The following is a 26,842-nucleotide window of genomic DNA, read 5'->3' as shown; positions in this document are numbered from 1 at the left end:
TCGTTCGCTTTTGAATTCTTTGTATCCGTTTGCTTTGTATGCCACGACTCACTTTACCTTAAGCAATCTTTTTTCAAAAAGAAAGGCCTCTTCTCAATTGAAGAGGCCTGCTCAGTTACGGTTAGTCTTCATCAAATAATATCGCTTTAATTTTTTCCTTTAAACGATACTTCTGCATTCTCGTAAGATGCTCTCCATGCATTTGCTTTACCAGCAGTTCTTTATAGTGTGTTGAAAGTTTATCATAAACTTCTTCTAGTAGATGGTTGAAAACTATCTCGCTTTCAGGTGTAGCAAGGTTTGAGCCAATCCAATCTGCGCAGTCGTAAACATTGATCGGATGGAGCTGATCAAAACCTCTTTTTCGTGCTTTAATATGGCGAATTTCGTCAATTAAGTGCTGATGGTAAGCCACTTTAAATTTCGTATGTACATGATCTAAATTTGTAATTTTCTGCAGCAATTCATGTAGTGTAATCATTCCCTCTTGGAAGTAATCATCGTAATCCCATGTGTTGATGTGCAATTGCTTCATCAATTTATAAATTATCGGCCGCATCTCAGAGAATAATTCGTTGAATTCTAAACCGTATTTTTCTTGAATGTCATCCATATGTTAACTCCCTATATTCTATGTCCAATAAATTGTCTAAAACATTCGCGAAAATCAGGAGGGCGGATGACTTCCCCGCTCAAATTCGGGGAGGTGGGTTATTTTTAGGAATATCCATTTTTCTCCTTTCTATACGACATTCCCCATATTCACGTCTACTTTCTTATATTATACTGCTTTCACTCCTCTTAGACTAATAATATGCAAAAACTCAGAGAAAAAGTTTCCCTGAGTTTTCTATATTTTAAAGATAATCTGGTGTTTGTTTTGTCTTGAAGTAAACCCCAGAGATTCTTGAAGCCGCTCCTGGTTCAGCTATTTCTAAAGTCTTAGAAATTTCATCAAAGGAACCATCATAATCACGATCTCTTTCAAAAAGTTGTAGTGCTCGAGAGATACCTTGAGCAACCTGTTCATTCGAAGCCTTATAGCGATTCGCATACTGGATTAACTGCTCTGCTAATACAGCATGATCAGTCATATTCGTTGTTGCTTCTTTCAAAACATGCATATCTTCTGTGCTGACATCTACCAGGTGATTAATGGTATCAATATTAATTCTCACACGCCCTAACTCTTTAAAAAGATTTTGTACACGGTCACCTGTAGTGAAGAATAAATCGAGATAATCTTTGGGCAAACCTGGAAGGTTTCTCTTCTCAACATAACGTTTTATGGTGCGAAGCTCTGAGTCAAATCGATCTGCAATTTCTTGCGCCGCCCGTTCTTCATCTTTGAGTCCCGTCAGCGTATTACTGATTTTGATTTGATTTTTTTCCATTTCTTCAAGTGCACTCACGACGGAGTTCACTCTGCGTGAAAGTACTGAATAGGGAAGTTTCTTGCCTTCAATACTTTCCATGATCTCATCAACATCTGATTCTAAAGCTTCTAAGTGCTCCTGATAGCCTCGAACATAACCTTTTTCATTGCCTGATAAAACATAGGCTTGTGTCACATGATCGATTTCGAGAAGTAGATTCTTATTATTGACCCGAATATGTTCGATATATTCACGAAGTACTGTAGAACGTTTTTCGACATTGCGACGAGCAGCATATTCTTTTTCAAAAATAGCATAAATTTCTTCTACTTTTTCTTGAATAAGTGCTAACTCAGTTTCAACTCGATCAAGCTCAAATTGTTCTAAAAGAGCATTGCTTTCAACAAGATGTTGATGCAACTCATTCATCTTGTCATCCAGGTTGATGCTTTCAGGTAAAACGTAATCATCTTCAATAAATTTGTCACATGCTTCTTGAAGTTCTTCAAGTTGCTTAGGAATTTCTTTATCTATTTTGGATATAAAGGCAGGGATTTGTTCTGTGATAGCTCTTAAAGCAATCGTATGTTCTTCAGCGGTTTCTAAAACCTCTGCCGCTTCAATCGGATCCCCTGTTGAGTTTAAAGTAACAAATTGTGAAAACTCAGTCTCAATATTTGCAAGATGTTTTTCGAGCTCAGTGATGACACTTCCATACAAATCAGCATTATCTGTAATGTCATTTCGAAGGTTATCATACAAATCTAGCGATTCTTGAATTTTATTTGAATTACGTTTTTCTTGCTCCACAAGTTGATCAACACCTTGACGAATCCCCTGAACTTCTTCTTCCATCAATTCTATTTGTGCTTCACTATCTGCGACAGATTCGCGTGCTCGGAAAAAATGGAATGAATCATTTAACTGTTCGGCCTCAAAAATATGGTTCTCCAAATCAGCAAAAGAATTCGAGGACAAATCAATCCATTTTTGATTCCATTCGCGGAAAATAGTTTGGGATTGTCCAACAAGATGCATTTTTTTAACTGCATCTATCTCCTCTTGAACTGGTAAGTCAAAAAGAGTTTCTTTTCTTTCTTCTAATTCTAATATACGATCTTCGGTCTTTTTACGCATCAAAATTGCGAAAACATAGAAACCGATGATAACAACTACTAATGCTACAATGAGGATAATGACAGTACTTGACATGCTTTACTCCATAAAATGTTTTAATTACTTAGGGATAGGTTTATTTAGATAGAAAATCTCAAATATAATTATAGCATATTGAGTGAAATAAATACACTATTTTTTCAGCTTGTCTCTAAATTCTTTTCTCATTTTATATCGTTCTAAATAAAAAAACAGCCTTCGGCTGTTTTCAAGGTTTAAAGTCCAGCTTTAGCAGCTTCAACTTCTGCTGCGAAATCACTTTCTGCTTTCTCGATTCCTTCACCCACTTCAAAACGTGCAAATGAGATAGCTTTTGCGCCTTTTGAGTCAAGGAATTCTTCAACTGTTTTGCTATCATCCATGATATAAAGTTGAGCAAGAAGAGCAAATTGTTGATCCACTTTTGTATTATCAACAATGAATTTAGCCATTTTACCTGGCAAGATTTTATCCCAAATCTTTTCAGGTTTTCCTTCAGCTTTAAGTTCTTCTTTGAAATCCGCTTCTGCTTTTGCAAGAACTTCTTCAGTCAATTGACTCTTAGAACCGTATTCGTGATGTGGCAATTCAGGTTTGTTAACGAGAACACGACTTGCATTGTCTTCATCGATCTTGTGGTTCATTTGTGCCAATTCAGTTTTTACAAATTCTTCATCAAGCTCATCAGCAGAAAGAACTGTTGGATTCATTGCAGCGATATGCATAGAAACTTGTTTAGCTAATGTTTCATCTGCACCTTCAAGCACTGTGATAACTCCAATTTTACCACCGTTATGTTGGTAAGCACCGAAGTGTTGAGCAGCTTCTTTTTCGATAACAACAAAACGACGGAAAGTGATTTTTTCTCCGATTGTAGCTGTTGCTTGAACAAGCTCTTGTTCAAGGGTTACTCCTGAAGCAGTTTGGATTGCTAAAGCTTCTTCATTGTTAGCTGGTTTGTTTGCAGCAATAAGTTCTGCAGCTTCTTTAACTAACGCTACAAATTGGTCATTTTTTGCAACAAAGTCAGTTTCAGAGTTCAACTCAACAAGGGCTGCTACATTACCATTTACTGCAATTCCTGTGAGGCCTTCAGCAGCTACACGATCAGCTTTTTTAGCTGCTTTTGCAATTCCTTTTTCACGAAGGAGTTCTGCGGCCGCTTCCATATTTCCATCAGTTTCAACAAGGGCACGTTTGGCATCCATGATACCTGCACCAGTTTTTTCACGCAATTCTTTTACTTGAGCTGCTGTTACTGCCATTTTGTAAATCTCCTATATCATTTTTTTACCAAAGTTTTGGTAGTTTTTTATTTTAAAAAACAGACGAGGCGTAAGGCCTCGCCTGTAGTAATCACTTAATTTAATGAGTCGACTTATTTACCTTCGACGATTTCAGCAAGTTCTTCAAGAGATTCTTCTGAAGCTGCTTCTTCGGCTACAAAGTCTTCTGCTGCATCTTCACCTTGACGGCCTTCGATGATTGCATCTGCCATTTTAGCTGTAATCAATTTAACAGCACGGATAGCATCATCATTTGCAGGAATAACTACGTCGATTGGTTCTGGATCTGCATTTGTATCGACCATAGCTACAACTGGGATTCCCAAAGTTTTAGCTTCTTTAACTGCGATTTGTTCAGCATGTGGGTCAACAATGTACATTACATCTGGGATACGAGGCATATCAGCGATACCACCGATGAATTTTTCAAGGCGTTCGCGTTCTTTGTTCAAGAGTACAACTTCTTTTTTAGGAAGAACTTCGAAAGTTCCTTCTTCTTCCATTTTGTTGATTTCTTTAAGGCGAGCTACACGGGTTTGGATAGTGTTCCAGTTAGTGAGCATCCCACCCAACCAACGATGGTTAACGTAGTATTGACCAGCACGAAGAGCTTCTTCTTTAACTGCTTCAGCGGCTTGCTTTTTAGTCCCAACAAAGAGTACTACTGCACCTTCTTGTGAAGCATTTTTTACATAGTTGTAAGCATCGTCAACAAGTTTTACAGTTTTTTGAAGGTCGATAACGTGGATACCATTACGTTCTGTGAAGATGTATGGTTTCATTTTTGGATTCCAACGACGCGTTTGGTGACCAAAGTGTACACCAGCTTCGAGGAGTTGTTTCATTGAAATAACTGACATGAGTATGTCTCCTTTTAAAATAGTTTTTCCTCTTTTACCTATCATCCGCCGCCGCAATACTTGCGTACACTACGACTTTGTCCAGATAAAATGCGAGATGGTTACTACCGTAAAATTTTCTACACATAGCAACTTTTTAATTATACACTGTTTCGGCTTCATTTGCAAGCATATTTTTACTGACAAAACTATCAATCAACTTTCTTTTCTTCAAGCTGGGCGTTACTTAGCTAAGTATCTTGTTTAGTTTAATGAATAGCATCGCTTCTGAGAACATTTTGGAAATTCAAGATCATAAGTTTATCAAAAAGTAATCTCCTGCAGACATTGTCCACAAGTGGTCTTAAGGTTCTCTCACTTCCTGGTGTTTAGCTTTTGACAGGTCGAATTTCCCGTCACTTATCAACGTAATCCTTCTCTTACACGATAACATTTACTGACAGCACCATCAGTAAATTTTTTCTAAGAAAAAATTAATATTTTTCACTGTAACCGCTTTTTTGTGATAAAATAGAATATATAATATAATAGATTAAGGAGAAAAACATGAAAGAAAAAATCCTCTTAGGCGGTTATACAAAACGCAAATCTACAGGTGTTTATAGTGTCCTTTTAGATAAAAAGAAAGCTGAATTATCAAATTTAAGCGAAGTGGCAGCAGTGCAAAATCCCACTTATATCACATTAGATACAGCGGGACACCTCTATACTTGTGCCGCTGATGGTAACGGTGGCGGTGTAGCAGCTTTTGATTTTGATGGTGATGTGGCCACTCCTTTAGGTAACGTGACCTCAACTGGCGCTCCCCTTTGTTATGTAGCTGTTGATGAGAAACGCCAGCTGGTTTACGGTGCGAATTACCACCTTGGCGAAATTCGTGTTTATAAAATTCAAGGCGATGGCGCCCTCAAATTAACAGATACAGTCAAACATACTGGTTCTGGACCACGTCCTGAACAAAGTAGTGCACATGTCCATTACGCCGATCTGACACCTGATGGCAGACTAGTTACTTGTGATTTAGGTACAGATGAAGTCACAGTCTATGATGTACTTGGCGAAGGAAAATTGAATATTGTGACAATCTACCGTGCCGAAAAAGGAATGGGTGCTCGCCACTTAACTTTCCATCCAAACGGAAAAGTTGCTTATTTGGTTGGAGAGTTGAACTCTACTATCGAAGTCTTGAGTTACAATGAAGAACGCGGTCGATTTGCACGTTTACAGACTATTTCTACTCTTCCAGAGAACTATCATCAACATAATGGGGTAGCAGCTATCCGCATTAGTAAAGATGGTAAATTCTTGTATGTTTCAAATCGCGGACATAACTCTATCGCCCTTTATAAGGTCAGCCCTTTGGGAACAAAACTGACTTCTGAGGGTTGGGTGGAGACAGAGGGAGACTTCCCACGGGATTTCAATCTTAACCAAACAGAAGATTTCCTGATTGTTGCACACCAAAACTCTGATAACCTCAGCCTGTTTTCAAGAGACAAAGAAACAGGGCGCTTAACACTTGAACAAAAAGATTTCTACGCTCCAGAAATGACTTGTGTGCTTCCAGTATAACAGGTGATTCGGAATGGATTCATTTATATATAAAGAGTGCCAACCCAGAAATGGGTTGGCGTTTTTTTATAAAAGAGCTTCTACCACAAAGTTCTAGAACGATGTATTCTATAAATTGTAAAAGTTTTCACAAAATATTTGACAAGTTTTCAGAAGTTTGTTAAAATATTCACGTAAAGATAAGTGAATTATATCACAAAGGAGAAATCTAGAAATATGGCAACTAAAAAAGCTGCTCCAGCTGTTAAGAAAGTCCTGACTGCGGAAGAAAAAGCCGCAAAATTCCAAGAAGCTGTCGCTTATACTGATAATTTAGTCAAAAAAGCACATGAAGCTGTTCTTAAATTTGAAGGTTATACACAAACTCAAGTTGATACAATCGTTGCTGCTATGGCACTTGCCGCAAGTAAGCACTCTCTTGAACTCGCTCACGAAGCCGTCAATGAAACTGGTCGTGGAGTTGTTGAAGACAAAGATACAAAAAATCACTTTGCCTCTGAATCTGTTTATAACGCCATCAAAAACGACAAAACTGTTGGCGTGATTGCTGAAAACAAAGTCGCTGGCTCGGTCGAAATCGCAAGCCCACTCGGTGTCCTTGCTGGTATCGTACCAACAACTAACCCAACATCGACTGCCATTTTCAAATCACTCTTGACCGCAAAAACACGCAATGCGATTGTCTTTGCCTTCCATCCACAAGCGCAAAAATGTTCTTCGCATGCAGCAAAAATTGTTTACGATGCGGCCGTTGATGCTGGCGCACCTGAAAACTTTATCCAATGGATTGAAGTACCAAGTCTTGATATGACAACGGCGCTGATTCAAAATCGTGGGATTGCAACAATCCTCGCAACAGGGGGGCCTGGTATGGTCAATGCCGCCCTCAAATCTGGTAATCCTTCACTTGGTGTGGGTGCCGGTAATGGTGCAGTTTACGTTGATGCTACGGCAAACATTGAACGTGCCGTTGAAGATTTATTGCTTTCAAAACGTTTTGATAACGGAATGATTTGCGCTACTGAAAATTCAGCGGTTATTGACGCTTCTATCTATGATGAATTTGTTGCTAAAATGCAAGCACAAGGTGCTTACATGGTTCCTAAAGAAGACTATAAAGCCATCGAAAGCTTTGTTTTCGTTGAACGTGCTGGCGAAGGCTACGGCGTTACTGGCCCTGTTGCTGGTCGGTCTGGTCAATGGATTGCTGAGCAAGCTGGCGTAAACGTCCCTGCTGATAAAGATGTTCTCCTCTTTGAACTCGATAAAGAAAATATTGGCGAAGCACTCTCATCTGAAAAACTTTCTCCACTCCTTTCACTCTACAAAGCAGAAACACGTGAAGAAGGCATCGAAATCGTTCGTAGCTTACTTGCTTACCAAGGTGCTGGTCACAATGCTGCAATTCAAATCGGTGCGATGGATGATCCATTCGTTAAAGAATATGGTGAAAAAGTCGAAGCTTCTCGTATCCTCGTCAACCAACCTGACTCAATCGGTGGTGTCGGCGATATCTATACAGATGCAATGCGTCCATCACTTACACTTGGAACTGGTTCATGGGGGAAAAATTCACTTTCACACAATTTGAGTACATACGATCTATTGAATGTTAAAACAGTGGCTAAACGTCGTAATCGCCCACAATGGGTTCGTTTGCCAAAAGAAATTTACTACGAAAAAAATGCAATTTCTTACTTACAAGAATTGCCACACGTCCACAAAGCTTTTATCGTCGCTGACCCTGGTATGGTTAAATTTGGTTTCGTTGATAAAGTTTTGGAACAACTTGCTATCCGCCCAACTCAAGTTGAAACAAGCATTTATGGCTCTGTTCAACCTGACCCAACTTTGAGCGAAGCCATTGCCATTGCCCGTCAAATGAAACAATTTGAACCTGATACGGTCATCTGTCTTGGGGGTGGTTCTGCTCTCGATGCTGGTAAGATTGGTCGTTTGATTTATGAATATGATGCGCGTGGTGAAGCTGACCTTTCTGATGATGCAAGCCTTAAAGAACTCTTCCAAGAATTGGCTCAAAAATTCGTGGATATTCGTAAACGGATTATCAAATTCTACCACCCCCATAAAGCACAAATGGTCGCTATCCCTACTACTTCTGGTACTGGTTCTGAAGTGACACCATTTGCCGTTATCACTGACGATGAAACGCACGTGAAATACCCACTTGCTGACTATCAATTGACACCACAAGTAGCGATTGTTGACCCTGAGTTCGTTATGACTGTGCCAAAACGTACGGTTTCTTGGTCTGGTATTGATGCGATGTCACACGCGCTTGAATCTTATGTTTCTGTTATGGCTTCTGACTATACAAAACCAATCTCACTTCAAGCCATTAAACTCATCTTTGAAAACTTGACTGCGTCTTACCACTACGACCCAGCTCATCCAACTAAAGAAGGACAAAAAGCTCGCGAAAACATGCATAATGCTGCAACGCTTGCTGGTATGGCTTTCGCCAATGCTTTCCTCGGTATTAACCACTCGTTGGCACACAAAATTGGTGGTGAATTTGGATTGCCTCACGGTCTTGCTATTGCCATTGCGATGCCACACGTCATCAAATTTAACGCTGTAACAGGAAACGTTAAACGTACCCCTTACCCACGTTATGAAACTTATCGTGCTCAAGAAGACTACGCTGAAATTGCACGTTTCATGGGATTTGCTGGTAAAGAGGATTCTGATGAAATCGCAGTCCAAGCTTTAATTGCTGAACTTAAGAAATTGACTGATAGCATTGATATTAACATCACGCTTTCTGGAAATGGTGTTGATAAAGCCCATCTCGAACGTGAACTTGATAAATTGGCTGATCTCGTTTACGATGACCAATGTACTCCTGCTAATCCACGTCAACCACGCATTGACGAGATTAAACAATTGTTGTTGGATCAATATTAGAAAAAACTCATATAAAAAGTTACTGACAGCTCTGTCAGTAACTTTTTTATTTTTCCAGATAATCTAAAGCATCTTGAATGGTTTTTACTGGGATGATTTTCATGTTTGTTTTTAATTTTTTTGCCGCAGCCTTTGCCGCTAAGTAGTTGTTACTGCTCTCTTTTTTGGTACCCGAGTCTGGTACCATGAAGACCTGAGCCCCTTCTTTACTCGCTGTGGCTACTTTTTTATCAACGCCACCAATTTGGCCAATGGTTCCATCGTGTTCAATCGTTCCAGTTCCTGCAATTTCACGGCCGTTCCGCAAATCTTTACCTGTGAGCTGGCTGTAAATTTCTAGAGTAAACATCATCCCAGCACTCGGTCCCCCAATACTGCCGGCATTGATAGTTACTTTAGGATCTGTTACTACCTCAGTATGATCCACAAGACCGATCCCTATCCCGGTTTTACCATTAGAAAGCTTGATGTATTTTCCCGTAGAGGTGTGCTTGCTTCCATCCATCCTAGTATATGAAATGGTCACAGGATCGCCAACTTTTTGTTGGGAGACATAATCAATCATTGCTGTACTCGAATCAAAACGTTTGCCGTTGATTGCTGTTACAGTATCTGCGAGTTCCAAATCCCCTTTAAAAGTAGAGTTTTTGGCAATGCTCAGGACGTAGACGCCTTCATACTTCAGTTGATACGGACGATTGGCCAGTTTGAAAGCTTGATAAATTGCAGTGTTTTGGGCAGTTTCCATATAATACTGGTTGACCTGATTAAACTGCTCATCATTAAGTCCTCCAGTCATTTCTTCTTCACTATAAATAGTTGTAAAGCCATTAAAGTGGCTATAAATTATCGTTGCTAGGTTTGCCCGCGCAATCTGTACCGTAGTCAAAAAGAAATCTCCCTCATGCTTGTCCTTTTTACCTTCAACCTCAACCATTTTTCCTAGCGGCTCTGTGGTTCCGGGCATCTCAACATAACTTTTAGTGGGATAAAGAAGTGTGACAATCACCACAAGGAGTGCTGCGATGAGTAAGCCCCATTTTAACTTACGGCTAATTTTTTTAGATGTTTTTTTCATTTAACTTCCTCAACTCTCGACTGACATTTTTAGGCACCCACTGGCTGATGTCTTGACCAAAAGCATGTAACTCCCGCATCCGTGTCGAATTTAGTGGTTCCAGTTCTGGTTTAGCCATAAGCAGGAGCGTTTCAATGCCAGACATCTCAAAATTAAAGTAAAACATATTTTTCTCATATTCGAGATCTTGAGCATTTCTGACAGCTCTGACAAGTGCTGTTACACCAAGTCTTTGAGCAACATTTACCGTCAAATCACGTTGATGCGTAATAACTTCAATATTAGTACCTACTGACAGCTCTGTCAGTGCCGTTTTGATCATTTCGACACGTTTTGCTGTGGGAAAAAGAGGCTGCTTTTGGTCATTCTTAAAAATGCCCACATAGAGCTTATCAAAGTGTTGACTCGCCCGTCGAATAATATCAACATGACCATTCGTCAAGGGATCAAAAGTTCCTGTAAAAAGTCCAATTTTTTCTGTCATTACTTCTCTTTTCTTTCTCAAAAAACTGACCAGTCCGTCAGTAAGCTGCCATCCCGTCTATGGAATCAGAACATGTAAATAGACACCTTGGAAATGCCATAGGTCTTTTGTTTTTTCAAAACTAATTGCTCAATTTGTTCGGGCAATTCTACAGCGTGATCCGTCTCACAGACGACAATCGCCTCAGCAGCTAATAAACCTTTAGCTTGTAGGAAACTCAAATTTTTCACAATTTGCTCTTTAGCATAGGGTGGATCAAGCAAGACCAAATCAAAAGTTCCTGACAGCATCGTCAGCGCACGCTCCGCAGGCATTTTTAAGAGTTGAAATTTTTCCACTTCCTTTGTCATCTTGATATTTTCGGCGATGACTTGCTGTGCCGCCCGTTCTTTTTCTACCAGAACCGCCTTCGCCATCCCTCGCGAGATGGCTTCAATAGCTAAGCTCCCTGATCCAGCATACAGATCCAGCACGCGTCCGCCTTCAAAATAAGGACCTATCATATTAAAAATCGCCCCTTTGACTTTATCAGTCGTTGGACGTGTCATTTTACCTGCCAATGTCTTGAGCGGTCTTCCGCCATAATTACCTGAAACTACTCTCATGAAAATAATTATAACGTATAACACCAAAAACAACAATATTTAACCTTTTATTCCCTATAAAAAATGAACAAGTTTCGGCTTGTTCATTGATGAGTTTAAAGGCTTTTGGGGAAACGCTCATGCATGTGAATAGCACGTAGTGCTGGAAAGAGTCCCAGCAGAATGATGATTAACATGAAAAAGGCCATCCCCAGATTGCCGTAGAGGCTTGATAGAGAAACCAGCACTCCAGATAAGACAGCAGCAATTGGTTGCGTCACTGAAAAAGCTCCCGTGTAGGTTCCGACCTGATCTCCCTCCATTAAGTCTGCACGTAGGGCCTGGGAGAAAGGAACCAATATCATTTCACCGACCGTTGCTACCAATGCAGCGATGATTTCCCAAGTCAGATTTCTTCCTAGAAAAGCAATAATGAAACCCGCGCCTTGAAGAACAATTCCAATCCCAATCCCCGTACTACGAGACCAATTTTTAGTCAAATGATTTACCTTGCTCATAAAAAGAACAATCACCAAAGTATTGATCATTAAAAATACCGTCAACATGCGTTGCCCATAGATTTCAAGCCCTAAAATACGAGTGGAACGGAAACTATCGCTCAAGTGAACAGGTAGATAATAATCAATCTGGTTAAATATCATTGCAATAAAAACGGAAGCAAAAAGATAATACATAAACACCGTATCTTTTGCCACTGTGAAATACGCTTTAATGATATTAGTTTCTTGCTTTTTATGTTGTACAGTTGGATCAAAAGACTCGTCGATCCAAAAGAAGACAACAAGGCAACTTGCCACTTCTTCTAAGGTAATCGCAAGGAGTAACCAGACCAGATGATCACGGAAAAACCAGCCTGATAGACCTGAACCAATCATGATCGCAAAATTGATAATCCAATATTGGATGCTATAAACCACGCGGCGATTTTGACGAGTTGTGAGGTCCACAATCATTGCCTGACTGGCTGTATTAAAAAAACCGAATCCAAAATTGACAATTAAAAAACCTAGAAACGTTGTCCATGGATTAAAATAAAACATGGAGTTCGAATAGGTGGCAAGCCCAGCGCCCAAGGCTGTGATTAGAGTAGAAAAAAGCATGATGGGACGCCGCCCTCTTAAATCGGCCAAATGCCCCGCATAAAGTCCAATTAAAAAAACCATTACCGAACTGATAATCAGCAGTATTCCCGTAATACCAGCCCCCATATACTTGTTATAGTAAATCGTCATAGAACCACCTACTGTACTAAAGCAAAGCGTGCCAAAAAAGTTCATCACCAGCCGAAGCTTGATGGTAGGATGTAATCCAAAAAAATCTTTCATTATAGTTTATCCCTATTTATCTTATTTTTATTATTTATTAATCGTGTTGTCCTCGCACGACTTCTCGTTGATGTCGTACGGCTGCATAGTGCACCAAGGCGATGGCGAAAATTTCTACTACTCCAAGAACCAACGAGACACCGGCAGCATGAATGAGAGGCGAAACAGAGACCAACAGACCTGCTAAGACAGAAGCAATTGGCGTACGTACCGCACCAACCCCATTATAAGCCCCAATCTTATCTGGATGCATCAAGTCAGCACCTAGCGTTTGAACACTAGGCGTATAAATGATCTCTCCTAGTGTATAGATAATCCCAGCAACAAAAATGGGAATAAAGCTCGTTGTCAAAAAGGCAAAGATCATGCCGAGCGCCATTCCGAGGCTACCAAGCACAAAACCTTTTTGATGAGACCAATTTTGAGTGAATCGATTCAGTGTGGTCATTAAAGCAACCACAAGCACACACGCTAAGATTAAAAATATGGTAAGCATTCGCTGACCATAAATCTCGAATCCCCAAAAGGTTACTGTCTGAAAACTGTTTGCCAGATGAACAGGTAAAAAATTGTCAAATTGCATAATAATAAAAGTGGTGCCGATACTCGCTGTCATAAATACCATGTAGGTACGATCTTTTACCACTGTGCGATAAGCTTGAAAAATATTCTCCTTGGCTAGCGGTTCACCATCTTCTGAATGTTTTACAGGATTAAAAGTTTCAGTCATTACAAAGGTGGTCAAAAAGAAAGAAACGAGCACTGTCACAAGCAAAATAGCTAATAATGCTTCAAAAGCCGGTCTAAATAGCCAAGCCCCCAGAGCAGCACCTAAAATAACGGATAAATTTTGCGCCCAGTAATCTAGTAAGAAAACTATTTTTCGATTTTCAGCATTAGAGGCATCAATAATCATTGCATTTCCTGCTGTAATCACAAAATTATAACCAAAACTAATGCACAAAAAGGCTAAGAAAGTGAGCCAAGGATTGATATGGCCAGGGAGATTGGCTAAAATAGCTAAGATTGCTCCGCCAAATTGGATAAGCGTGCCAACTACCATGACCGGCTTACGCCCTTGACGATCAGCAAAAAAACCTGCTAAAAGACCTGCCACAAAAGTAGCGACAGCAGATAAAGCTAATAACACACCAGTGATGGCGCTACCGAGATATTGGTTATAATAGATGGTCATTGAGGAAAAGACGGTACCATAAGAGAAAGCACCTAAAAAAACAATTCCTAAGCGGAGTTGTAAATTTTTATCTAAATTCCAAAATTCTTTCATAGCCGTTCCTTAAAGTTTCTAATTTTCTAATTTATGTATAATTGTAGCACAAATACACACTAAAAACTAGATAGCAAGAAAGCCACAGGCAGGATTTTTAAAATTTTAGCTCAAATAGCATAAAATAGAAGTATCACATCTCAGGAGGTTTTTATGTCACAACTTAAATCACACCCTACAGCTACTTACCACACTACTGCAATTAACGAGACTGGTGTAAACGGAGTTTCTTATATTAAGAATGCTGAAACTTACCCGATTTCTTCCCCTTCGCTTGCTGAGCCAACAGGAAATCCAGAAAAATTTCTTGGTCTGGCCTTGGCGACTTGTTTAAATGCCACCCTCGAATCTATTGCTAAAAAGAACCAATTGGAGCATCAAAGTAAAGTTCAAGTGGATGTCTATCAGGCTCCTGATACCAAAGGCTTGAAGTTTCTAATCGACGTCACCGTCTTTATCCCCCTAACGGAAAAAGTGGATGAAAAACGCGCTCAAGCCATGTTTCAATTGGCTGAAGCGCGCTGTCCTGTTGCTAAACTGTTGGGAAATTCTGAAAATGTGAATTTTCAGTTGGTACATGAGTGGGACTAACCGTTTGTCAAGGAAAAATCGATTACTGATCGGCTGGTCAGCAGAAGCGCATCCCAGAAAGTTTTGTAAATGAGCCAAAAAAATTACTGACCAATCGGTCAGTAATTTTTTCTTTTATTTTCTGTCCTTATTAAAGACGGGCATTTAATTCTGCACCGAGTTCTTCAAATCCTGGTTTACCAAGAAGCGCGAACATATTTTTCTTGTAAGCTTCAACACCTGGTTGGTTGAATGGGTTGATGCCGTTCAAGTAACCTGAGATACCGATAGCAAGTTCAAAGAAGTAAATCGCATAGCCAAGTGTGAATTCGTCTTGTTCAGGCAATGTCACAATCATGTTTGGCACATTTCCGTCAGTGTGAGCAAGAAGCACGCCGTCAGCTGCTTTTTTGTTAACGAAGTCCACATCTTTACCTTGCAAGTAGCCAAGTCCATCAAGGTCAGCGTCAAGTTCTGGAATGTTGATGTTTTTACGTGGTTTTTCAATACGGATTGCTGTTTCAAAAACAGTACGTGTTCCTTCTTGAATCCATTGACCTAATGAGTGGAGATCTGTTGAGAAGTTAGCTGAAGTTGGGTAAATTCCTTTTTGGTCTTTCCCTTCTGATTCACCTGCCAATTGTTTCCACCATTCTGAGAAATATTGAAGGCTTGGTTCGTAATTGATCAAGATTTCTGAGAATTTACCTTTACGGTAAAGGATGTTGCGCAGGGCAGCATAGGCGTAAGCGTCGTTTTCACGAACATTTGTAGAAGTGTATTCTTTACGCGCAGCGTTAGCACCTTCCATCAAAGCTGTGATATCAGCACCTGAAGCGGCGATTGGCAAAAGTCCAACAGCTGTCAATACTGAGAAACGTCCACCAACTGAATCTGGAACAACAAAAGTTTCCCAGTTGTTTGCGTCAGCATTAACTTTTACCGCACCTTTTTCTTTGTCAGTAGTTGCGTAAATCCGTTTGTTTGCTTCTTCACGACCGTATTTTTTAACGAGCATTTCTTCGAAGACACGGAAAGCAATTGCTGGTTCTGTTGTTGTCCCTGATTTAGAGATGACATTGACAGAGAAATCTTTGTCTGCAACATAATCAACAAGGTCAGCCAAGTAAGATGAAGAAATAGAGTTACCAGCATAAAGAATGCGTGGTGCTTTACGTTCTTCAGCAGTTTGCAAGTTCACAAAGCTGTTGTTTAAGAAATCGATAGCTGCGCGTGCACCGAGGTATGAACCACCGATACCGATAACGATGAGGACTTCTGAGTCAGATTTGATTTTTTCTGCTGCTTTTTGAATACGAGCAAATTCTTCTTTATCATAATCTTCTGGAAGATCGAGCCAACCGATAAAGTCTGAACCAGCACCTTTTCCTTCACGGAGCAATTTATCAGCACCGTCGATTTGCCATTGGATTTCGTCCAATTCATTGTCAGCTACAAATGGAGTGAGTTTTGAATAGTCAAATTTAATATGAGCCATTTTGATTCCTTTCAATTTCTTGCACATGCAAGAATGAGCTATTGAAGAGAGGACGATTTTAGGATCATCTTCTCTTCCAATTTTCTAGTTCATTTTATCACTTTTTCGCCTTTTTAACAATACTAAGCCTTGTGTAAGCGCTTATTTGTTAGCTTTTCCATTTTCTTTATCTTTGGGCTAATTTTCTGGAAAACTTTCCTTAAAATTGACTGACCAAGGCTATTGAGGAACTTCTTATAAAGGAAGTGTCAAATCTTTTTGACGAGAGAATAATCCATCTTTGTAACTGTTTTTTGCTAAAATAAGTACAATGAAATACACATTTGAAATCGACCTTGATCATTATAAAAATCTCGCCCAACAAAAGCAAAAAAGCCATCGTAAATTCCTCGCAGGATTGGCCAAAAAACCACCCAAACAATTAGATAAAATAGTGAAAGAAATCCATGAAGAAGTCTTCACCGAAATCGACTGCACCACTTGCGCTAATTGTTGTAAAACCTTGGGCCCCCTTTGGACCGAAGCCGATATTGAACGCGTCGCAAAACATCTGCGCATGAAAGTTGGAGACTTTGAAGCGAGCTATCTGCGAACTGACGAAGACGGTGATAAAGTTTTTCAAACCATGCCCTGTCCGTTTTTGGGAAGTGATAATCTGTGCAGCATTTATGAAGTTCGTCCGAAAGCTTGCCGTGAATTTCCGCATACTGACCGTAAAAAGATTTATCAAATCAACAATTTAACGATAAAAAATACCCTTTACTGTCCAGCTGCTTATGAATTTGTTGAGAAATTATCTTATCGACTCAAATAAAAATTACTGACGGGTCTGTCAGTAATTTTTTTATTAGGCCAAAATCTCTTTCAAAGCTTCTTTTGTATCCGTCAGTGAATGTCCCAAGGCTTTTTCAAAATCTTTAGATTCCACATCTAAATCTTTTGCTTCAATATCTTTTTGGAAGCCGAGGAAAAGTTCTGCTACAAAATCTGGGAGTCCAGTTTCAACTAAATGACTGACAAAAGTTTTGTCATCAGCGACAATCACTTCAAAATCCTTATCAGAAACTGATTTGAGGACTTGAGCAAGCTCTGCGTAAGTCAATCTTTTTCCTGAAAGCTCCAAAATTTCTGGAAAATCTGCTCCAGCAAGTGCTTTTGCTCCAACTTCTGCATATTCACGTTTCAAAGCCCAGCCCACTTTACCTGTTGGTGCATTGTAAACAAATTTCCCAGTTGAAAGTGCAGCAGCAATAATTGGCAGCTCATTTTCAAGGTACCAGTTATTACGTAAAAAGGTATGGGCAATTCCTGATTTTTCAATCGCCTTTTCAGTATAGATGTGGTCAGCAGCTAAGTCACTTGTTGCCCTTTCTGCTTGAGGAAAACTTGTATAAGCAATATAAGAAATACCAGCACTTTTGGCTGCATCAACCACATTTTGGTGCTCAACTTGACGATTTCCCGGCGCTCCTGAAACAAAAAGCAAACGGTCAATTCCTGTGAAGGCTTGTTCTAAAGCTGTTAGATCTGAATAATCTGCCAAACGTACATCGTAGCCTGCCGCTTTGAGTGGGGCTGCTTTTTCTTCTGTGCGAGCCAAAACCGCAATATCAGAAATTGGGACCAATTCTTTCAAAATTCCGAGTGCATAAGTACCATATCCTCCTGTCGCACCTGTTACTAAATATTTCATGTTAAATCCTCCATTATTTTGTTTTAAAATTTCCAAGCAGTTTGCTTTTTCTGCTCTATAAATGTATAATAACATTGTACTGCTTATCTGTAAAGTAAGCACTTTAAAGTTAGATACTCCCCTTTTAGATACTATTGTATAATACCAACGATTTGAGGTAATAAAAAAATGAAAAAAATTTCTGAACTTCCAGATTGTCCTGTTGAAACAGCACTTGTTTTGATGGGCGACCGCTGGAAAATGCTTATTGTCCGTGACTTATTAGAAAAAACCATGCGCTTTGGCGAACTTCAACGTTCAGTTGGACATATTTCACAAAAAGTTTTGACCCAACATTTACGTGCCCTCGAAGAAAGCGGGCTAGTTCATCGTGAGGTCTATGCAGAAGTGCCCCCTCGTGTTGAATATTCACTGACAGAACTTGGAAGAACCCTCAAACCAATCCATGATACGATGGCAGCTTGGGGAAATCTTTATAAAAAAGAAATCAGCAAAATGGGTTGAAATAAGAACAGAAATATTCAATTTTCATTCACTACCAACTTCCAAAAGTGCTAAAATAGTCATAGTTAGGAGGCACTGCTATGTCAATCAGTTTTCTTGCATTCACTGCTATTTCTTTATTTATGATTCACGAATTTGATGAAATTATTTTCGTAAGAAGTTGGCTGAAATCTGAAAAATCAAGGAGTCGCCCAAATCTATGGACGCGCGGTGGTTCAAAGTCTTATCCTTCCACAGCTGTCATTGCTTTTGAAATCGCTGAAGAATTTACTCTTATTTTTCTCCTCTGCTTACTTGGCATTTGGCTGAATTTACCTGGGTTATTAGCAGGTTTCATCATTGCAAACATCATTCACTTGGCTAGTCATATCACTGATTCACTGAGAGCCAAATTTTTCACACCCGGATCTCCCACTGCCCTGATTACTTTTATTTTGAATCTTACTTTACTTTTCAAATTTTTCCAAGCTCACCCTCAACCTTGGGGAATGATTGCCTTCAGTTCTTTAATATCACTCATTGTGTTCGGAGTCAATTTGCTACTCATTCACCGTTTAGCTAAACCCTTAGAATATTTTGTCGAAAATATTTATCAATAAAGTTACTAACAGTTTTATCCGTTCAACGTGATCAACAGAAGTCTTTAGATCAACGGTTAAAAGAACCACCAGTTTTTCTGATGGTTCTGTCATTAACATTCAAACAAGAAAAAATCACTGACGGACAGGTCAGTGATTTTTTCTTAGTTTTCTTTCAATTCTGCAATACGAGCTTTCACCGTATCGAATTTTTCTTGATAATCGGCTAATTTATCTTTTTCTTTTTGAACAACTTCTGCTTTAGCATTCGCAACAAAACGTTCATTACCCAATTTTTTATTCACTAAATCTAACTCTTTTTGCCATTTAGCAAGTTCTTTTTCAAGTCGAGCAATTTCTTCTTCAATGTTGATCAGACCTTTGAGTGGTAAGAAGAGCTCAGCCCCTGTGATAACAGCAGTCATCGCTTGCTCATCAAGCACAACTTCTTCTGCAATAACAAGCTCTGACGGGTTAGCAAAACGTGTGATATAAGGAGCAACAGAGTTCAAAAATTCCGCTTGTTCAGACTTGATGAAGATTGGCACTTGTTTAGACAATGGGGTATTAACCTCAGCACGAATATTACGAACGGCTGTAATTAATTCAATTAACATCGCCACACCTTCGCTTGCCTTATCATCATTAAATTCTGGACGTACTTTTGGATATTCGGCAACAACAATTGAACCAGAAGTATTTGGTAATTTTTCAAAGATTTCTTCAGTGAAGAAAGGCATAATTGGGTGTAATAGACGTAAAACTTGATCTAAAACATGGAGCAATACTGCACGTGTAATGTCTTTTTCAGCTTCATCCTCACCAAACATAACTTCTTTGGTTAATTCCAAATACCAGTTTGCAAACTCATCCCAAATGAAATTGTAAAGAATATGACCAGCGACACCAAATTCAAATTTATCCATTTGTTCAGTCACGCGCTCAACTGTATCATTCAAACGTGTCAAAATCCAACGGTCAGTGACATTACCAGCAGTTTGATTTGCAACTTTTGTCAAAGCCGAAGAAACAGCATCAGCGCTGACATCTTCTGCATTCATCAAAATATAACGTGAAACATTCCAAATTTTATTGATGAAATTCCAAGCGGCATCCATTTTATCATAAGAGAAACGTACATCTTGTCCTGGTGCAGAACCATTTGATAGGAACCAACGGAGTGCATCAGCTCCGTATTTTTCAATCACATCCATTGGGTCAATTCCGTTACCGAGTGATTTAGACATTTTACGTCCTTCTTCGTCACGAATCAAACCATGAATCAAAACATTGTGAAATGGTGCTTTGCCTGTGAACTCTAAAGATTGGAAAATCATGCGTGAAACCCAGAAGAAGATAATATCATAACCTGTGACAAGGGTACTTGTTGGGAAATAACGCTTGAAGTCTGCTGAGTTTTCATCTGGCCAACCCATTGTTGAAAATGGCCACAAAGCTGAACTAAACCAAGTATCGAGCACATCTTCATCTTGTGTCCACCCTTCTCCCTCAGGCGCTTCTTCACCAACATACATTTCACCCGCTTCGTTATACCAAGCTGGAATTTGATGTCCCCACCAAAGTTGACGTGAAATAACCCAATCATGCACATTTTCCATCCATTGCATGAACGTATCATTGAAACGTGGCGGATAAAATTCTACGGCATCTTCTGTCGCTTGATTAGCAATGGCGTTTTTAGCTAATTCGTCCATTTTGACAAACCATTGTGTTGATAAACGTGGTTCAACAACCACTCCTGTTCGCTCTGAGTGCCCAACTTCATGGCGGACTGGTTTTATATCAACCAACTGCCCCAATTCCTTGAGGTCAGCAACAATTTGTTTGCGGGCTTCAAAACGGTCAAGTCCTTCATATTTTCCACCATTTTCATTGATGGTTCCGTCATTGTTCATCATGTTAATCATTGGCAAATCATGACGCATCGCAACTTCAAAGTCATTAGGGTCATGAGCAGGTGTAATTTTTACAACCCCAGTTCCTTTTTCCATATCAGCATGGTCGTCTGTCAAAATCGGAATGACACGATTAATGATTGGTAAGATAACATTTTTGCCCACTAAATGTTTATAGCGCTCATCTTTTTCATTGACGATAACAGCCGTATCACCAAGGAAAGTTTCTGGACGTGTTGTGGCGATTTCAACAAACTCATCACTTCCTTCAATTTGGTAAGTGATGTGGTAAAAAGCCCCATCAATTTCTTTGTGAATGACCTCAATGTCTGACAAAGCAGTCATCGCTTTTGGATCCCAGTTGATGAGTTTTTCGCCACGATAAATCCAACCTTTATTATAAAGTTGGACAAAAACTTTACGAACCGCTTGTGAAAGGCCTTCATCAAGAGTAAAACGTTCACGAGAATAATCAACAGAAATCCCCATTTTGCCCCATTGTTCCTTGATGGTTGCAGCATATTCATCTTTCCACTCCCAAACTTTATCAAGGAATTTTTCACGTCCAAGGTCCTGTGGTAAAATACCATCTTCGGCAAGACGGGCAGCAACTTTTGCTTGAGTGGCAATCCCCGCATGGTCCATTCCTGGCAACCAAAGCGTATCAAAACCTTGCATCCGTTTTTGGCGAATGATGATGTCTTGTAACGTTGTATCCCAAGCATGACCCAAGTGGAGTTTTCCGGTCACATTTGGTGGCGGAATAACGATGCTATAAGGGTGTGATTCTGACGTTGAGCCATTAGAACCCGGCTCAAAAACACCCGCAGCCAACCATTTTTCGTAGCGTCCCGCTTCTACTTCTGTGGGATTGAATTTTGTTGATAGTTCGTTTGTCATGTTAGTCTCCTTTGGGTACAAAAAAAGCACCCTGATTTATTCTCCAGGGTGCTTCCGCACGGTACCACCTGATTTTCGTCAATTGACGACACTCATTTTATGCCTTAATTTTCTTGAAATGACGCAACCTTCATAAAGTTTGACTGAACACTTTCACCGGCCGTGTTCTCTCTATAAGTCTTGCTTTATTACTCCTCGTCAACTTGTTTTTATTTTAGCAGAATTCTTGTTTTTTTACAAGATACTTCTAAATTTTTACTTTTCTTTGATGATTTCTAAAAAGTGTTCTAAACCTTCTTTGGCTTGAATTTGCTGATTACATTGTTCAGAATCTAAGCAAATATAGGTACCATTTTTAGTATAAGTGCCATCAGCACCTCTTTTTGTTGTCGCTAAAAATTGAGTGACAATACTTGTTTTTTGGCAAATGGCACAGATATTTTTCATGCTACCAGAGATACTGCCATAGAAACCACGCCCGTCAGCGGTCAAAAGATATTTTCGATTACTTGAAACTTCATTCCAAGCAAAGTAAGTGACATCACGTAAATCCCATTGACTTGTCGCTGGAATTTTTAACTTTTTAACTTTTTTGAAAGCTTTTTTCATTTGAGCTTCGCTCGGTAAATGAAAAGCTTCGACTAAAGTTTTAAGTTCTGTCAGTAATTTTTCAGCGTGTTCTCTGGATAATTTAGGATGATCAATGGCTGATAAGTATTCTTGAATCGCAACTTTTACAGACAGTTTATTTTCACTGATGGAGCTGTCAGCATTTTCAGCGATTTGCAAAATTTCTGTGGCGACTTGGGCATAAACTGCCTCAACCGTCGATTTATCATTGACAGAGTGGTAGACATTGACGAGGTCAAAGGTCAGGTATTTAATTCGATTATATTCATATGGTTTTAACATTTTCTTATTCCTTAAGATGTGAACCCAACTGCTTTGAAGTTATGAAAATTAGGAAAATGTGGTTCTGTGCAAGGCACAGGTTCCATTTTGTCTATTTTTATCCACTTCAAGGAGGGTGAACTCAATTTGTTCTTATCCGCAAAGAAATAAGACTTTGCGGTAATCTAAGCGAGAGCTCTTACTCGCACTTGATTACCAACCATCTTCTTAAAATTCATTGGAATCTCCTTAAGATGTGAGCCCGACTGCTTTGAAGTTATGAAAATTAGGAAGATGCGGTTCTGTGCAAAGCACAGGTTCCATTTTCTCTATCCATGCCACTATGTGGCCTATGCTGTCCATTCGCTCTAAGCAACTAAAGTTGCAAGGCGAATCACATTTTCACTCACTTCAAGGAGGCCGAATTCAATTATTAATTAAAATGTTTTTGTTCCAAAATCTGGAACGTCATGGAAATCTTTCCCATTTTTGTAGTTTTCAAATTTCCCTTGCAAGAATTGGTAGGCGTCCAGACGACTTTCATAGCGAATGGCAGCTTCTTGTGCTTCTTTTTTACCATCTTCTGTACCGATCTTTTCAGCTGCTTTCATGGCAAGTTCAGAAATTTGAACTTGTTGGTCCACCCATTCTTCAAAATCTTTCAAAAATTTTTGTTCGTAATTCATTTTTACCTCTATCGCTTTGGTTTGGTTAAATCATAACTGTTTTCAATCATTTTATAGACTTGCTCATCTGCTACATCCCCGCCAATCCGGATATCCGACCAGTGCATTTTATTCATGTGAAAAGCCGGGGTGACATCTGCAAAAAACTCTCGCAATTCTAGGGCTACCTCTGGATTTAGCTTGACTGCTACGATCAAATCATCGCCACGTTCAGAAATAAATGCAAAGATTTTTTTATTTTTTAAGTGACGTATAACAAGAGTTGGCGTTCGCTTTTCCATTTTTTTAAAGGGTGTATCTGCAAAAGTTGGCCCCAGATTTAAGGCAAAGTCAATGAGTGCTTGCTTATTCATCACTTCTCCACTTCAAGTTGGTAAGCCAGACGATCCCCTTCAATCTCCACCAACCCTTTTTGGATGAACCCCTCACGCTCAAAAACTCGTTGCATCACCTGATTTAACGGATGAGTATCCACACGAAAATCACGATAACCTTGTGCAGACATCAAACTAAAAATAGCCGTGAACAAATACCGAGTAAGAGATCTTCCACGAAAGGCATCGGCTAAAGCAATACGATGTATCGCAATATAATCTAAGTTTGGATTCGACCATGCCCCGTTTTTTATCTGAGTATAAGCAGGATCTTCGCCGGGGATTAAAGCACAGTATCCTGCAATCACCTGATCTACCACTAAGACATACCCTTGTGCTTGTTCAAAATCATGCTCAATATCAGCCACTGCTGGATATATACCTTGCCACTGATCACTACCTGAGTTTGCCAAAAATAGGCGCGCTTCTTGAATAATAGCCATGATTGCTCTTAGGTCTTTAGGACCTGCTTGTCTTAAATAAATCATTTGCTCAACTCCTGTTTATTTTCTTTATTTTAACATAAAATAAGCAGGACAGAGCCGTCAGCAATTTTGACGGCTCTGTGTGTTGAACGCACATATCAAGGTATGCTTGATCAGGAGCTGACCAATTTGTCAGTAAGCTTATTTACTGTATTTACCATATTTTTGCGGACGACGTCCCCGTTTTTTACCTTTAGCAAAAGCTTCAGCTTTACGTTCTTCTTCCAAATGTTCAAATTTAACAATTTTCAAAGGTTCATCACGTTTTGTCAATTTAACAACGGCTTCAGTTCTTGCTGTATGTGGGAACATATCCACTGATTGGATGTATTCTACTTTGTAATAATTGGCCAAAACCACTAAATCTTTTGCCAAAGTTGAAACGTTACAGCTGACATAAACCATTTTTTCCGGTGGGAATTTAGTAATTGTTTCAAGCAAGGCATCATCAAGCCCCGTACGTGGTGGGTCAACAATCATTGCAGTTGCTCTATGCCCAGATTTGTTCCAGTTTGGAATAATTCGCTCAGCTTTACCAATTTCATAGTGGCAATTTTTAAGCCCCAAACGTTTAGCATTTTCACGCGCATCAAAAATTGATTCTGGTGTAATATCCATCCCGTGAACTGATTTTACTTTTTTAGCCACGGCAAAACCAATCGTACCTACACCACAATATGCATCAATGACACGGTCATCTTTTTTAGGATTCAACGCCTTAACTGCTTCACCATAAAGTACATTGGCTTGCTCAGAGTTCAATTGATAGAAAGCACGAGGACTTAATTCAAATTCATAATCCAAAACACCTTCGGTAATTGTTTCTTTTTCATTGAACAAAATCTGTGTGCGTTCGCCATAGATTTCACTGGTTTTTCTTGGATGGAAATTGACCGCAACCGTCACAATTTCTTCAAATTCTTCTGTCAGTGCTGACAACATTTTATCAAATTTAACAAAAGAATTTTTTTGACGTTTTGAAGGTTCTTCACGTAATTCAGGCCAAACTTGTCCGTCCAAAATAATTGGTGTTGAAGTCACAAAAATAATTTGTACTTCACCTGTTTTTTGTGAACGACGAACCATGACCGTACGAATACCGCCGATTTTACGTTCATCATATACAGGTAAATCAAATTTTTCAATCAAACGGCAAATGTGATTGATAATTTCTTGGGTTTTCGGATCTTGCACTAAACAATTCTCCAGATTTACCAAATGATGTGTCCCCTCTTTATAGAGGCCTGCAATTACTGTACCATCATTCAAACGACGCACTTGGAACTGCAATTTATTGCGGTAGCCAAGTGTGTTTTCCATTCCCAAAGTTGCACGCAATTCATAATTGTGCCAACCAGCTGGCTTATATTTTTCTAAGGCCTGACGCAAAACATCACGCTTAAATTCCAATTGCATGGGATAAGAAAGATGCATGATGTGAGATTGACTCATTTCATGATACGCTCTATCTTGGGGTTTCACGCGATTTGGAGACTTTTTATTAATTTTAACCAATTTTGCTCGACTAAAATTTCTAGCATTTTCAGTAATTTCAACTAAAACTTCTTCCCCTGGAAGCGCGTAAGGAATAAAAACAAGTCGTCCTGAAATGACGCCAATCCCTTCCCCATTAATTCCCATCCGCTCAATTTCGAGTTGAATTTTTTGTCCTATTTTTAAATTTATCATGTTCTGATTATACCATAAAAGCCAGCATTTTGAACGCTCTATCGCCAATAATCCTTTAAAATTTACTGACCAATCTGTCAGTGACAAATCCCCTTACTTTTCGTATATAATAGAGACATGGGAAAAATTACCGCAATAAAAAAATTGAAACGACTCTATCGGGTAGATCTTGCTGAATTAGATCAAAATAAACTCTATGTTTGCGAAGATACCATTGTCCATTTCTTCTTGAGTGTTGACAAGATTATAGAAGATGACGAACTCTTAGAAATACAACGCTTTGATCAATTCGCTCAAGGCAAATCACTAGCCCTCTACTTTCTTTCTTTCAAGATGCGCACCGCTTACGAAGTTAAAAAATACTTACAAGAACATGAAATAAACTCAGAACAAATTGAAGAAATACTGACAGTCCTATCAGAAAACCATTTGGTCAATGATCGAGCTTATGCCGAAAACTTTATCAGGGGAAAAATTTCCATGGCGAGCGCTGGCCCATATCAAATCAAACAAAAGTTAGGTTTGAAAGGAATTGCAAACGAATTAAGCGACGAAGTAATAAGTGAAATTTATACTGAAGAAGACCAAATTGATGTAGCATATAAATTAGCAGAAAAACTCGTACGGAGTTCAGGCCATCGACTTACCCTTCATCAGTTACAACAGAAAATTATCCAACATCTCATGAACAAAGGATTCAACTATTCTGTAAGCTCGATTGCGTTAGAAAGTTTAGAGCTATCCAGTGATGAAGAACATGAAGCAGAGCTCTTGTATGACGAGCTTGAAAAAGTAGCAAAAAGATATAACCGAAATTATGAAGGGTACGAAAGAAAACAAAAAATTATCGCAAGTCTCTTGAGAAAAGGCTACGATTACAGCGATGTGGAACGTGCTCTACGCGATTTTACCTTCGAAGATGATAACTAAAAAAGCTCAGAATTTCTGAGCTTTTTCAATCAAACGTATAAAAAAAGGAGCCATAGCTCCTTAAGTTCACTTGGCCACTCGCCTATCTCCCAGGGGGCAACCCCCAAGTACTTCCGCCGTAGATGGACTTAACTTCTGTGTTCGACATGGGAACAGGTGTATCTCCATCGC

Annotated in this window: 24 protein-coding genes and 1 rRNA gene; 7 read left to right on the top strand and 18 right to left on the bottom strand. The window is 39.3% G+C overall.

The genetic code is table 11. The annotated features are described in order from the left end of the window. Positions 1 to 121 precede the first annotated feature (121 nt). The 4 genes from JKP71_RS09335 to rpsB form a co-directional block, all read right to left on the bottom strand. Positions 122 to 613, bottom strand: coding sequence for a sigma-70 RNA polymerase sigma factor region 4 domain-containing protein (locus JKP71_RS09335; RefSeq protein WP_075526248.1), 492 nt, complete (start codon positions 611 to 613; stop codon positions 122 to 124). Between the two features lie 244 nt (positions 614 to 857). Further along, positions 858 to 2,588, bottom strand: a complete 1,731-nt coding sequence (gene ezrA, locus JKP71_RS09330; RefSeq protein WP_075526249.1) for a septation ring formation regulator EzrA — start codon at positions 2,586 to 2,588, stop codon at positions 858 to 860. A gap of 179 nt (positions 2,589 to 2,767) precedes the next feature. After that, positions 2,768 to 3,796: a translation elongation factor Ts gene (gene tsf / locus JKP71_RS09325; RefSeq protein ID WP_200407795.1), complete on the bottom strand. Its 1,029-nt coding sequence runs from the start codon at positions 3,794 to 3,796 to the stop codon at positions 2,768 to 2,770. 113 nt (positions 3,797 to 3,909) lie between these two features. Next, positions 3,910 to 4,677 (bottom strand): 30S ribosomal protein S2, encoded by a 768-nt coding sequence (gene rpsB / locus JKP71_RS09320; RefSeq protein WP_075526251.1) that lies wholly within the window; start codon positions 4,675 to 4,677, stop codon positions 3,910 to 3,912. Between the two features lie 546 nt (positions 4,678 to 5,223). Here rpsB and JKP71_RS09315 point away from each other — a divergent pair. Together JKP71_RS09315 and adhE are read left to right on the top strand one after the other, a co-directional pair. Further along, positions 5,224 to 6,249 carry a lactonase family protein gene (locus JKP71_RS09315; RefSeq protein WP_075526252.1) on the top strand — a complete coding sequence of 342 codons (1,026 nt, stop codon included), beginning with the start codon at positions 5,224 to 5,226 and terminating at the stop codon, positions 6,247 to 6,249. Positions 6,250 to 6,465: 216 nt separating this feature from the next. Continuing rightward, positions 6,466 to 9,177: a bifunctional acetaldehyde-CoA/alcohol dehydrogenase gene (gene adhE / locus JKP71_RS09310; protein WP_200407794.1), complete on the top strand. Its 2,712-nt coding sequence runs from the start codon at positions 6,466 to 6,468 to the stop codon at positions 9,175 to 9,177. A 46-nt stretch (positions 9,178 to 9,223) separates the two neighbouring features. Here adhE and JKP71_RS09305 read toward each other — a convergent pair whose 3' ends face one another. From JKP71_RS09305 to JKP71_RS09285, 5 genes are all read right to left on the bottom strand, one after another. After that, complete coding sequence (locus JKP71_RS09305) at positions 9,224 to 10,255, bottom strand: SepM family pheromone-processing serine protease (RefSeq protein WP_200407793.1); 1,032 nt, start codon at positions 10,253 to 10,255, stop codon at positions 9,224 to 9,226. Further along, on the bottom strand, positions 10,239 to 10,739 hold the full coding sequence (gene coaD / locus JKP71_RS09300) for a pantetheine-phosphate adenylyltransferase (protein ID WP_200407792.1): 501 nt from the start codon (positions 10,737 to 10,739) through the stop codon (positions 10,239 to 10,241). Before coaD ends, JKP71_RS09305 begins: the two co-directional genes overlap by 17 nt. Before the next feature lie 65 nt (positions 10,740 to 10,804). Then, positions 10,805 to 11,344 (bottom strand): 16S rRNA (guanine(966)-N(2))-methyltransferase RsmD, encoded by a 540-nt coding sequence (gene rsmD, locus JKP71_RS09295; protein WP_200407791.1) that lies wholly within the window; start codon positions 11,342 to 11,344, stop codon positions 10,805 to 10,807. A 95-nt stretch (positions 11,345 to 11,439) separates the two neighbouring features. Further along, the gene (locus JKP71_RS09290; protein WP_075526257.1) at positions 11,440 to 12,669 is read right to left on the bottom strand and encodes an MDR family MFS transporter; all 1,230 of its coding nucleotides are present in this window, start codon (positions 12,667 to 12,669) and stop codon (positions 11,440 to 11,442) included. Positions 12,670 to 12,706: 37 nt separating this feature from the next. Beyond that, a complete protein-coding gene (locus JKP71_RS09285) occupies positions 12,707 to 13,957 on the bottom strand; it encodes an MDR family MFS transporter (RefSeq protein WP_200407790.1) in 1,251 nt (416 codons plus the stop codon). A 153-nt stretch (positions 13,958 to 14,110) separates the two neighbouring features. Between JKP71_RS09285 and JKP71_RS09280 the strand changes: the two genes are divergently transcribed. Continuing rightward, positions 14,111 to 14,548, top strand: coding sequence for an OsmC family protein (locus JKP71_RS09280; RefSeq protein ID WP_200407789.1), 438 nt, complete (start codon positions 14,111 to 14,113; stop codon positions 14,546 to 14,548). A 130-nt stretch (positions 14,549 to 14,678) separates the two neighbouring features. On the opposite strand, the gene JKP71_RS09275 is transcribed toward JKP71_RS09280, so the two are convergent. Further along, a complete protein-coding gene (locus JKP71_RS09275; protein WP_200407788.1) occupies positions 14,679 to 16,025 on the bottom strand; it encodes a glucose-6-phosphate isomerase in 1,347 nt (448 codons plus the stop codon). A gap of 310 nt (positions 16,026 to 16,335) precedes the next feature. On the opposite strand from JKP71_RS09275, the gene JKP71_RS09270 reads away from it, so the two are divergent. After that, complete coding sequence (locus JKP71_RS09270; protein ID WP_200407787.1) at positions 16,336 to 16,839, top strand: YkgJ family cysteine cluster protein; 504 nt, start codon at positions 16,336 to 16,338, stop codon at positions 16,837 to 16,839. A 33-nt stretch (positions 16,840 to 16,872) separates the two neighbouring features. On the opposite strand, the gene JKP71_RS09265 is transcribed toward JKP71_RS09270, so the two are convergent. Next, positions 16,873 to 17,718, bottom strand: a complete 846-nt coding sequence (locus JKP71_RS09265; RefSeq protein ID WP_200407786.1) for an NAD(P)H-binding protein — start codon at positions 17,716 to 17,718, stop codon at positions 16,873 to 16,875. A 168-nt stretch (positions 17,719 to 17,886) separates the two neighbouring features. Here JKP71_RS09265 and JKP71_RS09260 point away from each other — a divergent pair, with 168 nt between their 5' ends. Both JKP71_RS09260 and JKP71_RS09255 read left to right on the top strand, forming a co-directional pair. Beyond that, positions 17,887 to 18,222 carry a winged helix-turn-helix transcriptional regulator gene (locus JKP71_RS09260; RefSeq protein ID WP_200407785.1) on the top strand — a complete coding sequence of 112 codons (336 nt, stop codon included), beginning with the start codon at positions 17,887 to 17,889 and terminating at the stop codon, positions 18,220 to 18,222. A gap of 80 nt (positions 18,223 to 18,302) precedes the next feature. After that, positions 18,303 to 18,821 (top strand): HXXEE domain-containing protein, encoded by a 519-nt coding sequence (locus tag JKP71_RS09255; protein ID WP_200407784.1) that lies wholly within the window; start codon positions 18,303 to 18,305, stop codon positions 18,819 to 18,821. 143 nt (positions 18,822 to 18,964) lie between these two features. On the opposite strand, the gene JKP71_RS09250 is transcribed toward JKP71_RS09255, so the two are convergent. From JKP71_RS09250 to rlmD, 6 genes are all read right to left on the bottom strand, one after another. After that, positions 18,965 to 21,616, bottom strand: coding sequence for a valine--tRNA ligase (locus JKP71_RS09250; protein WP_200407783.1), 2,652 nt, complete (start codon positions 21,614 to 21,616; stop codon positions 18,965 to 18,967). Between the two features lie 255 nt (positions 21,617 to 21,871). Next, positions 21,872 to 22,528, bottom strand: a complete 657-nt coding sequence (locus JKP71_RS09245; RefSeq protein ID WP_200407782.1) for a FusB/FusC family EF-G-binding protein — start codon at positions 22,526 to 22,528, stop codon at positions 21,872 to 21,874. A 416-nt stretch (positions 22,529 to 22,944) separates the two neighbouring features. Beyond that, complete coding sequence (locus tag JKP71_RS09240; RefSeq protein ID WP_075526266.1) at positions 22,945 to 23,193, bottom strand: DUF1912 family protein; 249 nt, start codon at positions 23,191 to 23,193, stop codon at positions 22,945 to 22,947. Positions 23,194 to 23,201: 8 nt separating this feature from the next. Then, on the bottom strand, positions 23,202 to 23,546 hold the full coding sequence (locus JKP71_RS09235; RefSeq protein ID WP_200407781.1) for an MmcQ/YjbR family DNA-binding protein: 345 nt from the start codon (positions 23,544 to 23,546) through the stop codon (positions 23,202 to 23,204). Continuing rightward, positions 23,546 to 24,055, bottom strand: a complete 510-nt coding sequence (locus tag JKP71_RS09230) for a GNAT family N-acetyltransferase (protein ID WP_200407780.1) — start codon at positions 24,053 to 24,055, stop codon at positions 23,546 to 23,548. Before JKP71_RS09230 ends, JKP71_RS09235 begins: the two co-directional genes overlap by 1 nt. Positions 24,056 to 24,193: 138 nt before the next feature. Beyond that, positions 24,194 to 25,741: a 23S rRNA (uracil(1939)-C(5))-methyltransferase RlmD gene (gene rlmD, locus JKP71_RS09225; RefSeq protein ID WP_200407779.1), complete on the bottom strand. Its 1,548-nt coding sequence runs from the start codon at positions 25,739 to 25,741 to the stop codon at positions 24,194 to 24,196. 117 nt (positions 25,742 to 25,858) lie between these two features. Between rlmD and recX the strand changes: the two genes are divergently transcribed. After that, complete coding sequence (gene recX / locus JKP71_RS09220; RefSeq protein ID WP_200407778.1) at positions 25,859 to 26,671, top strand: recombination regulator RecX; 813 nt, start codon at positions 25,859 to 25,861, stop codon at positions 26,669 to 26,671. Between the two features lie 68 nt (positions 26,672 to 26,739). Here recX and rrf read toward each other — a convergent pair. Next, positions 26,740 to 26,842, bottom strand: a 5S ribosomal RNA gene (gene rrf / locus JKP71_RS09215); the annotation flags it as partial.

The organism is Lactococcus taiwanensis (assembly GCF_014905395.1).
GTDB lineage: Bacteria > Bacillota > Bacilli > Lactobacillales > Streptococcaceae > Lactococcus > Lactococcus taiwanensis.
This window is presented reverse-complemented; position numbering and strand designations above follow the sequence as displayed.